The organism is Lacticaseibacillus jixianensis (assembly GCF_003946485.1).
In the GTDB taxonomy this organism is placed as follows: Bacteria; Bacillota; Bacilli; order Lactobacillales; family Lactobacillaceae; genus Lacticaseibacillus; species Lacticaseibacillus jixianensis.
The window spans coordinates 15,907-30,098 of the sequence record NZ_RHOJ01000008.1 but is presented as its reverse complement, the minus strand read 5'-3'; the positions used below and the strand labels follow the sequence as shown (position 1 = coordinate 30,098).

The following is a 14,192-nucleotide window of genomic DNA, read 5'->3' as shown; positions in this document are numbered from 1 at the left end:
CGGTAATGATCACCCGCAATACTCAACGGACGGCGGCAGTGCTGACGTAACCAAGCCAGCTGCCGCCTTTTTTGGTGTAGATGGAGTAGTAGGCGCGGTTGCGCGTCCCGTTGACGTTGCGGGTGGTCACGTACACGCGGCGGTTGTTGTACGCAGCCGTGGTACCCTTGGTGCCCGACAGGTACAGGTTGCTGTAACGGGCGGCGGTGCGGCTGCGCACCGTCATGTAACGGGTGACGTTGGTGGTGGTCACCGATCGGAAGTTGCCGACGTTGGAATAACCAAGGTACTGACCGCGGGCGTTATAAACGGTGTAATAGGTCGCGCCGTTCCAGCCCAGGTACGACTTGCGCACTTGGTAAACCGTGTTGGTGCGGTTCTTGCCGCTGACGGCAAAGACCGTGTTGCGGTAGTTCAACGAATTGTTGGCGGTCACGTACACGAGGCGGTGCATGGACTGTAGTTGGGTCCATGAATTGCGCCAGCCCATGATCATGTTGCTGCGCTCAGGGGTCATGATGGCCCCGCCGTTGTAGCTTGCGCTGCCGAATGAATGGACGATGCGGATGTGGTTGCTCGAATCATAAACTGGGCTGCCAGAAGCGCCGGCAGCGGAATCCATCCCGTAAAGGCCCACACTCCCGGAGACCTTCGCCACAGGTCCGGCCATGGTGGCCAAAGCGCCGTTCTTATCGGCGGAATAGCCGCTTAACGTGAGGCGCTGGCCGACGGCTGCGCCGCGGCCTAGGCTCATCCAGCCGGTTTTTTTGCCGATCGGTGAGCTGAGCTTGAACGCGCCCACGTCGGTGCTGCTGGATGGGTGAGCCGTGTAACCGGGAGCGGTGAACAAGCGTGAGGCCCGCGCGGTGCCGTAAGGCGAGGTGCCACGGCTGTACGCTGGGACTGCCTCCACGCGGCTGGCATAGCCGCCGTAGCGCGCATCATAGATCACATGGGCCGCCGTCACGACGGTATCGGCGGCGATCAGCGTGCCTGTGCCCTGGACGTATAGGCCTCGGGCCAGTTTTGGAAAGTATGCCCGGATAAAGACGATCGTCCGGTACGGCCAGCCGGTTGTTCCAGGAATGCGGACCCGACTGTCGGTGCCGAGAATGGCCTGCGGTGTGCGCGTCGGGCTAGTCACGACGGGTTGCGGCAATTGCGCGACTGGCGCAGCACTGCTAGCGGCAGTAGAATCGGCCGCCTGAACATGAACCGCACTGGTCATGCCAAAACCCAGCAACAGAGCAGCGATCACGCTCAGGCGTGTAAGACGTTTGGTATTAATATTCAGTTCCCCCATAAAAAGCACGGCCCAAGCAGAAATGCCTAAGACCTTTTTCCATCAAGTTTTCATTCACTTGAGCCGGACAGTTATCCCCCAAATTTTTGGATATTATCGTGTGAATCAGAAGACGGCACAAGAGTTTCATTTTGCGCTTTGTATAACTAATAGTCAATGATAAAAATAAATAGATCACTGATTGCGTTGTACAAAGCCTTATTAATTGGGCTTTTAGCGCCTCACCCGCCGATAAATTGTAAGCGCATCACGTCCTTGACAACGGGTCATCTTTCGCCGCGGTTCGCAGTCGGGTACGAGTGATTTTAGCCAATGAAAAAGCTGACCTTAAAATGGAAAGGCCAGCTCGTCTAGAGACGTTTTCAGAAAATGTGCGAGGCTCAACGTAGCGCAGACGCACTCACGTACCCGAGCCACGTTCCGCCCTTTTTGGTGTAAATGGAGTAGTAGGCGCGGCCATTGACGCCGTTAACGTTCTTGGTGGTGACATACACTTGCCGGCCGTAGTAGGCGGCAGTCGTTCCTTTAGTGGCGGTCAGGTACAGGCTAGAATAGCGCAGCGCCGTGCGGCTGCGGACGGTCATGCTGCGCTTGACGTTGGAGGCCGTGACCGCACGGAAGTTGCCCACGTTCGAGTAGCCGAGGTACTGGCCCTTGGCGTTATACACCGTGTAGTAGGTCTGGCCGTTCCAGCCGAGGTAGGTGCGCCGGACTTGGTACACGGCATTAATGGTGTTCTTGCCGCTGGCGGTGAAGACAGTATTGCTGTAGCGCAGGGAGTTGTTGGCGACGACGTAGACCAGGCGACTCATGGTCTGAAGTGGCGTCCAGGCGTTCCGACAGCCGAGGATCAGACTGCTGCGCTCTGGGGTGATGATGATCCCACCGTTGGCGGTCGGGCTGCCAAACGCGTGCACAATGTGAACTTTAGCGGCGGCGTCGTAGACCGGGCTCCCGGAAGCGCCGGGCGCCGAATCCATCGCGTACAGGCCCAGCGTGCCGTCAATTGCCGAAACTGGCCCGGCCATGGTGTCGAGTGTCCCGTTCAGGTCGCCTGAATATCCGCTGAGGGTGAGCCACTCACCGACTGTGACGCCCACGCCGAGGCCCATCCAGCCGGTCTTCGTGCCAAGCGGCGAATTAAGTTTGATGACCCCAAAGTCGCTGCCGCTGGCAGGAGCGGCCGTGTAGCCAGGGGCGGTGTACAGCCGCACACCGGTGGCTGTGCCGTACGGGGCGGTGCCCTGACTGTAGGCCGGGGTGACGGTCACCCGATCAGCGTAGCCGCCGTACTGCGCTTCGTACAAGACGTGGCCGGCGGTCAGGACAGTATCGGCGGCGATCAGCGTGCCGGTACCTTGAACGTAAAAGCCGGCGGCCAGTTTCGGAAAATAGGCCCGAATGTACACGATCGCCCGGTACGGCCAGGCAGTCGTGCCGGCGATGTGGATGCGGTTGTCAGTCCCGATGATGGCCTGATCGTCAGGCGAGGGGATGGGGCTGAGTGTGCTGGAGGTTACCGATTGCGATTCTGCAGTGTTATCAGTTGGTGCATTAACTGCCTGAACAGGGATGCCGACCGGCGAGGCCAAATGCCAGCCAGAAGGCAGCGAGCAGGCTGAAGCGAGTAAGGCGGTTCATCTTTAGTTCCCCCAATTTTTGTCATGACGGCCACGACACGAGCTGCTCTTCACTTTTCCCTTCACCCTAAATTCCGCAAGTGGTGACACTTTTCCCGAAATTAGGGAAGTTTTCAAAAAAAGGGCAGCGTCCGTAGTGGCTAGCACCGGCCGCCAGCGATGTCAACGTTGAATCACTATCCAGGTTCTGCCTATACTGGTCTTTGACTTTTCAAAAAGATGGGAGCTTTTCAATGAACAATTCACTGGATCAAGACAAGGCAATCACGAGTATTTTTGACCCGCGCTGGTACGTCGAACAGATGCGTGGCTGGACGTTTTCCAGCTACGTCCTACTCATGTTTGGGCTGGGCATCATTGTCGGGACCACGATCGTCAACAAGCTGACGATGTGGAGTGTGCTGACGATGCTGGCGGGGATGCTCGGTTTCACCTGCACCATCTCCATCACCAACGTGCGGCCGCTCAACGGTGTCTTCGGCCTGACGTCCGCCATTATTTACATTCTGGTGGCGGCCCGCGCGCGCAATTTCGCCGATGTGGTGCTGCAGTTTTCCTACATTGTCCTGCTCGACATTCCGGTGCTGCTGATGCCCAGCTGGGCGAAAAATGTGGGCGCCCGGGTGCGCAAGCTCAAGGATGTGGGCTGGCGTGGGTTTCTGGGCACGGCCGGGTTCTTCGTCATCGTCTTCGCGCTGCTCTACTTCATGGACACCCACTTGTTCATCTCGCCGCGGCCGGTGATCGATGCGCTGACCGGCACGATCGGCGTGACCGGGTCGCTGTTGGCCACGCTCCGCTTTTCCGATCAGTATTACTTCTGGATCATTCAAAGCGTCATGTCGATCGTCCTGTGGGGCGTCACGGCGCTTCAAGGGGACGCCAACCTCACGCTGTTCTTCACATACATGCTGTACTTTGCTAACGACATGGTATCGCTGTTTGACAAAGGTGTGGTCTGGTTCCACAAACAGAACTATCTGGCTGCCCACGAACACTAAAAAAATGAGGTCCTTGCCGCGCTGCGGCAAGGACCTCATTTTTTCTGGAAAGTGTCAATCACGCTTTATTTAGGGGTTGGTGCGGCCGTTCGCCACGGCCGCATGTGCGTGGCCGCGACCAGCGCCCCAATGACCAGCGGTGTCAGGACCATCGCCCCGATCATTTCCGGCAGGCCGTTGGTGACGACGATGGCGCCCAGCACTTTGCCCAGCGCCCCCGTCGAGACCTTGTAGGCCGAGGCAACCGGGCCGGTGTAAAGGGTCCCCATGGCCAGCAGGACCAAAACGGTGTTGGTCAAGGACCCGACCGCACCAGCGATCACGCTGGCCACCGCGACTTTCTTGACCACCTTATAAGCGCCCCAGAAGGCCAAGGCGGCAAACACGCCGACCAGCATGCGCGGCACCACCGACACTAAGGGGTTGGTGAACACCAGGGTGTCCAGGGGACTGGTCGGGGCGGTGTAGGCACGCACGATGGTCAAGGCGCCCCAGACGGTCCCAATCAGCAGCCCTTCGCCGGGGCCGAACATGATCGCCCCAATGATCACGGTAATGTGGATGATGGTGAGGTTGACGAACCCCAGCGGCAGGTACCCCAGCATCGGCACCATGGTTTGCACCGCGATCAGTGCCAAAAACAGCGCCTGCATGCTGACGCGGTAGGCACGGGAATGATTGCCCATAGTCTCTCCTCCATTCGAAAACTGATTATTCAGAGTGAGTATACCTTGTCAGCCGCCGCCTGTCATTACAGGCGGTCAGTTCACCAGCATTTATCGGCCAAGCCCTGTCAGCGGGCGAAAGCGTGAGGGAAGATTGGTGCCCAGTGGCGATCAGGGCCCGCGTTGGCGCGCCGGCCGCTGGTGCCGTTGGTTCAGCCGCTGCAGCCGGTGCGCGATTGACCGCAGTTTTTTTGCGCGGTTTTGGCCAGAAGTGGCCACGGTCCGTGAATCAGGCGCATGAATAGGCTATAATGACATTACACTAAAATTTCGGAGGGTAAATAATGGCAAAACACTTATACGAAATGTTTCAACCTTCTCACTACGATCTGTTCATCGCGATCGATCGCGCGAAGAAGACGATCACAGGCACGACCACCATTAAGGGGCAGGCGCTCGAGTCAACAATTGGCCTGAACCAGAAGTATCTTAGCGTCAGCGCGGTCAAGGCGGACGGTCAAGCCGTGCCGTTCACCGTTGATGATGCCAACGAGAAAATTGACATTACCTTGGCCAAGCCAGGCGAGACGACGATCACTGTCGACTACAGTGCGCCTCTGACCGACACCATGATGGGGATCTACCCGTCCTACTACACGGTTGACGGCGAAAAGAAGGAATTGATCGGCACCCAATTCGAATCGACCGCTGCCCGGCAGGCCTTTCCAGGCGTCGACGAGCCAGAAGCCAAGGCGACCTTCGACGTGGCCATTAAGTTTGACGAGAAGCCGGAAGACACCATCATCGCCAACATGCCAGAGACGAAAGTCGAAAACGGTGTGCATTACTTTGCCACGACGATGCGCATGTCCACCTACCTGATCGCCTTTGCGTTTGGCGACATGCAAAAGAAGCTGACCAAGACCAAGTCCGGCGTTGAGATCGGCGTCTTTGCGACCAAGGCTCACCAGGCCAAGGAGCTCGACTTTGCCTTGGACATTGCCAAGCGGGCGATCGAATTCTATGAAGACTTCTACCAGACCCCATACCCACTGCCACACTCTTACCAGTTGGGGCTGCCGGACTTTTCCGCCGGGGCGATGGAGAACTGGGGGCTGGTCACCTACCGTGAAGCCGCGATCCTGATCGATCCGGATAACACGGCGCTGTCCGTCAAGCAGTACGTTGCGACTGTCATCACGCACGAACTGGCGCACCAGTGGTTTGGCGACCTGGTCACCATGAAGTGGTGGGATGACCTGTGGCTCAACGAGTCCTTTGCCAACATGATGGAGTACCTGAGCGTTGATGCCCTGCAGCCGGACTGGCGCATTTGGGAACTGTACCAAGTTTCCGAGGTGCCTGCCGCACTGCAGCGTGATGCGACCGATGGCGTGCAGTCCGTCCACGTGGCCGTCGAGGACCCGGCTGACATCGATTCCGTGTTTGACGGCGCGATCGTGTACGCAAAGGGGTCCCGAATGCTCGTCATGGTCCGGGCGCTGCTTGGCGATGACAAGCTGCGCAAGGGCCTGAAAGCTTACTTTGACGCGCACAAATTCGGCAACGCCAAGGGCGCAGACCTCTGGCAAGCGCTTGGCGACGCGTCTGGGCTCGACGTCGGGGCCATCATGAACTCATGGCTTGAGCAGCCGGGCTACCCGCTGGTCTCCGCCAAGGTGGTCGATGGCAAGCTTACCTTGAGCCAGCAGCAGTTCTTCATCGGCGCCGGCAAGGACGTCGGGCGGCAGTGGCAGATCCCGCTGGAAAGCAATTACAGCGCGGCTCCGCAGATCATGAAGGATAAAGAAATCGTTCTGGGCGATTACGCCGAGCTGCGCGCTCAGGCAGGCAAGCCAATCCGGTTGAACGTGGGGAACAACTCCCACTTCATCGTGAAGTACGATGACCAGCTGATGGCCGATATCTTGAAGGATGCGGACCAGCTGGACCCAATCGCGCAGCTGCAACTGATTCAAGACACGCGGCTCCAGGCGGAAGCCGGCCTCACCACGTACGCGGCCGTTGTCCCGCTGCTGGTACGCTTCAAGGACAGCTCGTCGCACATCGTCAACACGGCGATCTACCAGGCCGCACAGCAGCTGCGCAAGTTCGTGGATCCGGACTCACCGGAAGAAAAGACCCTCAAGGCCTTTTACAGTGAGCTGTCGGCCAAGCAGTTTGCGCGCCTTGGCCTGACTGAAAAAGTCGGCGAGTCCACCGACGACCAGCTGACCCGCAACTGGATCTTGGGTGCGGCCGCTTACGCAGAAAACCCTGACGCGATCGCGCAGGAGCACGCCCTGTTCCAGCAGCATGCCGATGACTTGGCCAGCCTGCCCGCAGTGGCCCGCCCGGCGGTGCTGGTCAACGAGACTCGGCACTTCAGCACCGCGCGCCTGGCCGATCAGCTGTTTGCCGCATATCGGCAGGCGACTGACCCGAGCGCCAAGAGCGCCTTGGCCAACGCGCTGCCGGCCAGCGATGATGAGGCCGTCTTGAAGCAGATCATTGCGACCTACAAAGACCCTGACACCATTAAGCCGCAGGATCTGCGGAGCTGGTTCCGCGGCGTGCTGGCCAATCCTAAGGGCGAACAGCTGGCCTGGGACTGGCTGCGCGACAACTGGGGCTGGCTGAACGAGACCGTTGGTGGCGACATGGAATTCACCACGTACATCACCGTGGTGGCCAGCGTTTTCCGGACTCAGCAGCGGTTGGACGAGTTCAAAGCCTTCTTTGAGCCGAAAGTCGCCGTGCCGGGGCTTGGCCGCGAGATCAAGATGGACACCAGCGTGATCGAAAGCCGGGTCGCCCTGATCCAAAGCCAGCAGCAGGCCGTCAACCAGGCGGTCAAAGACGCGATCAAGTAAAAGGCAAAATTAAAAGGACGCCAGGCAGTCGCAGTTGCGATTGCTTGGCGTCCTTTTGCGTGGCCGATGGGCTTAGCCTGAGCCAAAACAGCCGGCCGCGCTGCCGGCGCCATTGCTGGCCTAGGGGCGCGCTGCCGACCATTGCTGGCCTAAACCGCGGGCGCGCCTGAATGGCGTTACAGCGCTTCTCGCGCCACGGGTTCAAAGCGAAAGCCCGGATACTGCGCGGAGAACTGGCGCTGCGCTTCTGCGTAAAGCGGGACTTGGCTGGGATCCGCAAGTGCGGCCGCCCGTGCTTCCGGCAGTTCGAGGTCCTCGATGTCAATGCTCATTTGCCACGCCAGCTCGCGCAGGGTCATGCCCTCAAAGCGGCGATAACTGGGCAGTTCGGCGGTGACGTCAGCGCCGGCGGCGAACAAGCGGCAGAATTCTGCTGTTGCGGCGACTAATTTGGCCCAGGAATCACCGCGTGCCGCAGCGACTTGGGTGAGCCAATCCGCCGTCAGTGCGGCTTCGGCGGTGATGACGCCGGTGTGCATCAAGACCCGCCGAATGAGCGGGGCAGGTAGCGGGTCCTTGCTGGTGCCAAAGTCCCAGGTTGCCGCAAATTGATCTGCGTTTGCGGCCTTGGCCAATAGGGTGGTCAGTAGCACATTTTGCTCAGGTTGCGAATCAGTCACACAAATCACTCCTTTACCGCCATAGTTTAGCCTATTTCGAGAGCGGAAGCACGGTCACCAGTCGATTATGCCTGTGAGCGAGCAGCAAGGAGGTCTCGGTTAGCGGCAATAAAGTCGGCCACTGAATGGGCTGGCCGGCCCAGGTAATCCGGCAGGTCGGCGGTGACTTGCTTGGCGTTACCCATCTGCGTGATGAGATACAGCATGACCATGACGTTGACGAATTCCTTCTTCATGCCCCGGGCGAGCATGGTGCGCCGAAATTTCCAAAGGCTTGGCTTGGAGTAAGTGATGGGCCGGCCGAGAAGGGTGGTCATCGTGCGGGCGACCTCATCGTAGGTCACCGCTTCTGGCCCCGTAATGTTAAGCTTTTGCGCGGTCTGGACCGGGGTGGTCAGGACCTTGGCCGCGACCGCTGCGATGTCCGCAGTGTCAATGAAGCTGGTTTTGGCGTGGCCGGCCGGGATGAAGAGGTCGCTGCGTTGGCAGATGTCGGCGCGGTGAGTGGTGGTCAGGTTCTGCATGAAGAAGCTCGGCCTGATAAACGTGTGCGGCAGGGCGAGGCCTTCGATCATCTGCTCAATTTTATGGTGCGGGGTGACCGGATTTTTCTCCACGCCGATTAGGGAAACGAAGACGGTCTGCTTGATCTGGTGGGCCTTGACCCGCGTCAAGAAGGGCAGCATGTCTTCCTTGGGCTTGGCCAGCTGAGGGGGCCGGATGAAAAAGACGCGATCAATGCCGGCGAGCGCAGCGTCGAAGGTCGCCGGATCGAGAAAATTAAACGGGCGCAGCGTGATCGGCAGCGCCCCGTACTTTTGGCGATCCTTGGCGAGATCATAGGCGCCGGCGACGAGCTCGACCGTTTCGTCTTGGGCAAGCAGCTGCACTAAGGGGAAGCCGATGTTGCCGGTGCCGCCAATAATCAGAATTGAATTGGTCATGAATTTGCCTCCACTAGTTTGGTGAGTGCTTGTGCTAACTGCTGCTGCTGAGCCGGCGGCAGGGTGGCCAAAAAGGCGGTCAGGGTGGCGCTGGCGACCTGCTGAAGGGCGGTCACCTGCTTGCGGCCAGTCGGGGACAGCGTGAGCGCCACCGCGCGCTTGTCCGCCTTTAAGCGCGTGCGTTCAAGCCATCCCTTCTTGGCCAAGCGCAGCACGACGGCCGCGGTCGTCTGCCGATCGCTGTCGATCGCAGCGGCCAGGCGGGCGGCAGTGACGGGTTCTTCGGTGCCCTCAAGGCGGGTGAGGGCTTCTAAAATGGCCCACTGCTGGGCGGTGGTGTTGTGCTGGCTTAACGCGAGGTTAAGCTGATGTTTGAGCCGTTTTGCGGCCTCTAACAACAGATAAGCGGTGTTCATTTTGCGCCTCCTGAAAAAATAATCAGTGCACTGACAATCATCTGTAAGTGTACTGATTATTTCGGAGGTGTCAAGCCCTGGCGGTTGCGGTATACTGACGCCAATCACTAAGGAGGCTCATTATGGCATATCAAGTCGACTATCAGACGGTTTCCCCTCAAGGCCTAGAAAAAGCCGCAGACCCGGCCGCTTTGGCCGGACTGCGGGCGAACGAGGCGCGCTATTTTGCCAATAAGTACAAGCACGTCTTTACCACGGTCCCGGCCGCAAAAAGCCGCGCCAGTATCGCGTTAGTGGCGCAGATCCTGAAGGAGAAGGACTTCGTTTTACCTTACCCGGTACTCGAGACCTCGACGTTCACTGTTGACGGCATCGCGATGATTTACGTCTTCTACCAAAACGGGCTGGTGATCAACGTGATGTACACGCTGGTAGCCGGGGGCAAGCGGGCAGTCGGCATCAAGTTGGCCGACGGCATGGCCGTGCCGCAGGAGCTGGCAGCCAAGTTCAAGTTTGCCCGCCAAAAATCAAAGCTGGCCGGGACCATCCGGGGGTCGTACTTTGTGATCAAGGGTGAGTACCAGTTCTGACCGAAGCTGGTCTAGGGCTGCGGCTTCAGCAGGCGGCAGTAGAGGGCAAAGATGGCAATTCCTAAGCCGCCAACGAGCAGAAAGGCCAGGCGACTGCCGGCGGCCGCGTTTTGGGCCTGGCTCCAGCCGGGGTGGTGCACGGCGGTCATGAGGAGCGAGAGGACCGTCGTGCCGATCCCCCCGATGGCCTGCTGCCCCATGTTGTAAAGCGCGTTGGCGTCGGTTTGCAAGTCCTTGGGCAGGGCTTTAAGCCCGTAGGCCACAGAGTTGCTGAAGGCCATGGAGCGGCCAATGGCGAAGAGCAGGTAAGCCAGCGTGATGCCTAAGACCCCCAGGCGCGGCCCCAGTCCCGCCATGATGATGTCCCCGAGGGTGAATAGGCCTGCGCCGAGCAGTAAAGGCAGCCCACCGCCGAACCGGTCGAGCATCCAGCCGTACACCGGTTGGCCGAGGCCGTTGAACACAGAGCCTGGGAGCAGGATCAACCCGCCGATCAGGGCCGTTGCGCCGAACACGTCTTGCACGTAATTGGGGAGCAGAAAGTTGAGCCCAACGTTGGCAAACTGAAGGCCCAGGTAGGGCAGAAAACTGAACACGAAGGCGGGCTGCTTGAACACCGTCAAGGCGAACAGGTAGCGGCGGCTGGTGCGCGACCGGCGTAAGAACCAGAGAAAACTGACGCTTGCACCTAGCAGCATGGCAGCGGCCTCGCCCCACTGCCGCGCGCCGATGGCGGTGAGGCCAAGGTTGAGTGCGACCAGGGCCGTGCCCAAAAGGCCGAAGCGAAGCCAGTCGAAAGCCAGGCGGTGCGGCCTTGAGTACTGATGAATGTGGCCGGCGCCAAGCATGAGCAGACCAGCGACGGGCAGCGTTGACCAGAAAATGACGCGCCAGCTGGCAAAGGCGGTCACCGCCCCGCCGAACGTCGGGCCTAGGGCCGGGGCGATCAGCACGATCACGTTGGCCAAGCCAATGTACAGGCCCAACTTCTTGCGGGGCACCACTTCTAAGATAATGTTGACCATGAGCGGGGTGCACAGCCCCACGCAGCCGGCTTGAATAATGCGCCCGGCGAGCAGTTGAGCAAAGACGCCGGCAGTCGCGCAGAGCACATCACCGAGCATAAATAAGAGGCCGGCCGCTGTGAAAAGCTGGCGATTCGTGAAGCGGCGTTTCATGTAAGCGGACGTGAGCATCACCAAGGCGGCCGTGAGCAGGTACCCGGACGTCACCCATTGGACCGTGGCCAAGGAGACCCCAAAGTTTTTCATCAAGGTCGGAAAGGTCGTATTCATGGCCGTTTCAGTCAGTACGCCCAGAAAAGACATGAGCGCGACGATCGAGACGACCAGCATCGGGTTTTCGTGCGGGCGAGGAGTTGACAAGACAATCGCTTCTTTCAGAAAAATGGATATGATCATTATAGACTATTTTCAGCACCGATACCTGGCGACTTTGGAAGCGGTTTGCGCTAAAATGAAAGGACAATCCTTAACGAAATGAGTGAAAACATGGAACCGACCTTATTAAATATTCATCACGGGTACAACTTTCGGGACCTTGGCGGCTACCAGACGGCCGATGGGCGCCGGGTGCGGCCGCACCGGCTGGTTCGCTCCGGGGGGCTGGATCGCCTGTCCGATCGCGACGTGGCCTTTCTTCACGAATATGGGGTGCGCGTCGACGTGGATTTTCGCACTCAGGATGAGCGTCAGGAAAAGCCGGACCGCCTGCCAGCGTCAGCCCAGTACGTGGCCGATCCGGTGTTCAGCGAAGACAAGACCCAGGTCTCAAAGACGTGGGCGGAGGAACAGCGGCTGTTCTCAAAGGATGCAAAAGCGGGGTATCACAACATGCTGCGGACCTATCGAGACTTGGCGTTGAGCGATTCGGCGCAAAAGGCCTACCGCGAGTTCTTCGACCTGGCCCTCGGTGAAGCCGACCACACCCTGCTGTTTCACTGCTCGGCCGGCAAGGACCGCACTGGCATGGCGGCGGTCTACGTGCTGGCCGCCCTGGGGGTCGATCAGGCCACCATCCGGAAAGACTACCTCGCGACCAATCAGTTCATTCAGCCGGCGCTTGATGAGGTGCTGACCCAGGCCAAAAAGGAAGGCGGCAACCAGAACATGCTGCAGGGGTTAACCGACATTTGGACGGTTTACCCCGAGTACCTGGATACTGCACTGGCCGCCATTAACGAGACGTACGGCGACATGCAGCGGTACCTGCAGGAGGCGCTGCGGCTGACGGATCATCAGCTGACAACGCTGCGCCAGTTATACTTGGCCTAAAGGAGGCATCGGGATGGCAAAACTAGACGCGTCGCACCGCTACTCGCAGCAGGCGGGCGAAAAAACTGAGCGCGCGTTTAAACTCTCAGTGTCAGTGGCCTTGATCGTTTTGGCGGTGGTCGCGTTCACCGCCTGGTGGTGGCTCCTGGTGATCGTGCCGGTGGCACTGATCTGGTTTCAGGTGTACACCCGCAAACTGCCCACCGCCGAGCTGCTGGACGTGACGGCCAACACCTTTGTGAGTGTCCCGCGGGCGCAGTGGCAAGAGTTTAAAGCGGCGCACCCTGAAGCCGTGGTCAAGCCCGGTGCCGACCAGGATGAATAAGCGCACTGGTGGGCGACTGGTGCGCCCGCTGACGCTCGGTGAGTAGGCCAAATACCTTCTCCGCTTTCCATCAAACGCCGCCCAAGGCCAAAAGTGCCTCTGCAGCGCGATCCGGTTTAGGATCGCGTTGCAGAGGCACTTGTACTTTACGCTAGAACCACTTGATGCCGTGGCCTAGCTGTTGGCTAGAGAATGTGAATGTTTGCCGCTTCGCACTGATCGAGCATGGCTTGCGGCCAAACAGCGGCCTGCACTTCACCCACATGGGCCTTGCCCAGCAGCAGCATGCACAGCCGGCTTTGGCCGATGCCGCCGCCGATCGTGTATGGCAGCTTGCCCGCAAGCAGAAGCTGGTGGAACGGCAAAGCGGCGCGCGCTTCGGCGCCGGCGGCCTTGAGCTGCTCGCGCATGGCCTGCTTGTCGACGCGAATGCCCATCGAGGAGATCTCCATCGCACAGTTAAGCGGTTCGTACCAAAAGAGGATGTCGCCGTTCAGCTTCCAGTCGTCGTAGTCGGGGGCACGGCCGTCGTGGCGCTTGCCGGACTTCAACAGCCCGCCGATCTGCATCAAAAACACCGCGCCGTCTTCCTTACAAATGGCGTCTTCGCGCTGCTTGGGGGTGAGGTCCGGCCAGCGGTCTTCCAGCTCCTGGGTGGTGTGGAAGTGGATATCCTTGGGCAGATGGTGGACGGCCTGGGGATACTTGTACCAGACCTCATCTTCCATGTGCTTGATCACCTTGAAGATCTGCCGTACGGTGTCTTTTAGTGTGGCCTCGGTGCGCTCTTCCTTGGCGATGATCTTCTCCCAGTCCCACTGGTCAACGTAGATCGAATGGAAGTTGTCGAGGTCCTCGTCTTTGCGGATCGCGTTCATGTTGGTGTACAAGCCTTCGTGCATGCCAAAGCCGTAGCGGTAAAGCGCCATCCGCTTCCACTTAGCCAGGGAATGCACAATTTCGAGCTGCTCGCCCGGCAGGTCCTTCATGGTGAAGGACACCGGCTGTTCAACGCCGTTCAGGTTGTCGTTGAGCCCAGTGGACCGTTCGACCATCATCGGCGCACTCATACGCTGCAGACCGAGTTGCTTGCCAAACTCGTCTTGGAAGGTTTCACGAATGTAGCGAATCGCGGCTTCTGTCTCTTTAACGGACAGTTTTGGATCGTAGTGTTCCGGAATAATTAAATGCATCGTTTTCATCTCCGAGTTTCTATTCAATGACTTGCCCCGGCGCCAGGCCAGACGCAAAAAAAGCCCTTCGTCCCCAACGCAAGGGACGAAAGACTTTTCGCGGTACCACCCTAGTTGCCTATCCGAAATAGGCCACCTCAATCCGCACTAACATGCGGCTCCGGATAATAACGCACCGGTCGCGTCTGCGCCTACTTTGGCTTGGGCCATTTGGGGCAGAGACATGAGCAAGGGTTATTCGCCAAGGGCTTGGTCTGAGCGGGTTTTC

Annotated in this window: 13 protein-coding genes; 5 read left to right on the top strand and 8 right to left on the bottom strand. The window is 59.1% G+C overall.

The window, feature by feature from the left end; all coding sequences use genetic code 11:
- Positions 1 to 22: 22 nt before the first annotated feature.
- Entirely contained in the window at positions 23 to 1,303 is a 1,281-nt protein-coding gene (locus tag EKM85_RS05190; RefSeq protein ID WP_125585215.1) for a trypsin-like serine peptidase, read from the bottom strand.
- Positions 1,304 to 1,683: 380 nt separating this feature from the next.
- Positions 1,684 to 2,895: a trypsin-like serine peptidase gene (locus tag EKM85_RS05185; RefSeq protein ID WP_164510670.1), complete on the bottom strand. Its 1,212-nt coding sequence runs from the start codon at positions 2,893 to 2,895 to the stop codon at positions 1,684 to 1,686.
- 293 nt (positions 2,896 to 3,188) lie between these two features.
- Here EKM85_RS05185 and pnuC point away from each other — a divergent pair, with 293 nt between their 5' ends.
- Positions 3,189 to 3,944 (top strand): nicotinamide riboside transporter PnuC, encoded by a 756-nt coding sequence (gene pnuC, locus EKM85_RS05180; protein ID WP_379882785.1) that lies wholly within the window; start codon positions 3,189 to 3,191, stop codon positions 3,942 to 3,944.
- A 65-nt stretch (positions 3,945 to 4,009) separates the two neighbouring features.
- Here pnuC and EKM85_RS05175 read toward each other — a convergent pair whose 3' ends face one another.
- The gene (locus EKM85_RS05175) at positions 4,010 to 4,630 is read right to left on the bottom strand and encodes an ECF transporter S component (protein WP_125585212.1); all 621 of its coding nucleotides are present in this window, start codon (positions 4,628 to 4,630) and stop codon (positions 4,010 to 4,012) included.
- Positions 4,631 to 4,953: 323 nt separating this feature from the next.
- Here EKM85_RS05175 and EKM85_RS05170 point away from each other — a divergent pair, with 323 nt between their 5' ends.
- Positions 4,954 to 7,482 carry a M1 family metallopeptidase gene (locus tag EKM85_RS05170; protein ID WP_125585211.1) on the top strand — a complete coding sequence of 843 codons (2,529 nt, stop codon included), beginning with the start codon at positions 4,954 to 4,956 and terminating at the stop codon, positions 7,480 to 7,482.
- Positions 7,483 to 7,658: 176 nt separating this feature from the next.
- Here EKM85_RS05170 and EKM85_RS05165 read toward each other — a convergent pair whose 3' ends face one another.
- From EKM85_RS05165 to EKM85_RS05155, 3 genes are all read right to left on the bottom strand, one after another.
- Entirely contained in the window at positions 7,659 to 8,162 is a 504-nt protein-coding gene (locus EKM85_RS05165; RefSeq protein ID WP_125585210.1) for a hypothetical protein, read from the bottom strand.
- Between the two features lie 65 nt (positions 8,163 to 8,227).
- The gene (locus EKM85_RS05160; RefSeq protein ID WP_125585209.1) at positions 8,228 to 9,106 is read right to left on the bottom strand and encodes an NmrA family NAD(P)-binding protein; all 879 of its coding nucleotides are present in this window, start codon (positions 9,104 to 9,106) and stop codon (positions 8,228 to 8,230) included.
- Positions 9,103 to 9,522 (bottom strand): MarR family winged helix-turn-helix transcriptional regulator, encoded by a 420-nt coding sequence (locus EKM85_RS05155; protein ID WP_125585208.1) that lies wholly within the window; start codon positions 9,520 to 9,522, stop codon positions 9,103 to 9,105. The genes EKM85_RS05160 and EKM85_RS05155 overlap by 4 nt, the downstream gene beginning before the upstream one ends.
- A gap of 122 nt (positions 9,523 to 9,644) precedes the next feature.
- Between EKM85_RS05155 and EKM85_RS05150 the strand changes: the two genes are divergently transcribed.
- On the top strand, positions 9,645 to 10,112 hold the full coding sequence (locus EKM85_RS05150; RefSeq protein ID WP_125585207.1) for a phage tail protein: 468 nt from the start codon (positions 9,645 to 9,647) through the stop codon (positions 10,110 to 10,112).
- 11 nt (positions 10,113 to 10,123) lie between these two features.
- On the opposite strand, the gene EKM85_RS05145 is transcribed toward EKM85_RS05150, so the two are convergent.
- Entirely contained in the window at positions 10,124 to 11,467 is a 1,344-nt protein-coding gene (locus EKM85_RS05145; protein ID WP_225418937.1) for an MFS transporter, read from the bottom strand.
- A 156-nt stretch (positions 11,468 to 11,623) separates the two neighbouring features.
- On the opposite strand from EKM85_RS05145, the gene EKM85_RS05140 reads away from it, so the two are divergent.
- A complete protein-coding gene (locus tag EKM85_RS05140) occupies positions 11,624 to 12,406 on the top strand; it encodes a tyrosine-protein phosphatase (protein ID WP_125585205.1) in 783 nt (260 codons plus the stop codon).
- A gap of 13 nt (positions 12,407 to 12,419) precedes the next feature.
- Complete coding sequence (locus EKM85_RS05135) at positions 12,420 to 12,731, top strand: hypothetical protein (RefSeq protein WP_125585204.1); 312 nt, start codon at positions 12,420 to 12,422, stop codon at positions 12,729 to 12,731.
- Positions 12,732 to 12,916: 185 nt separating this feature from the next.
- Here the strand turns inward: EKM85_RS05135 and asnA are convergent, their stop codons facing one another.
- The gene (gene asnA, locus EKM85_RS05130) at positions 12,917 to 13,924 is read right to left on the bottom strand and encodes an aspartate--ammonia ligase (RefSeq protein WP_125585203.1); all 1,008 of its coding nucleotides are present in this window, start codon (positions 13,922 to 13,924) and stop codon (positions 12,917 to 12,919) included.
- Positions 13,925 to 14,192 lie beyond the last annotated feature (268 nt).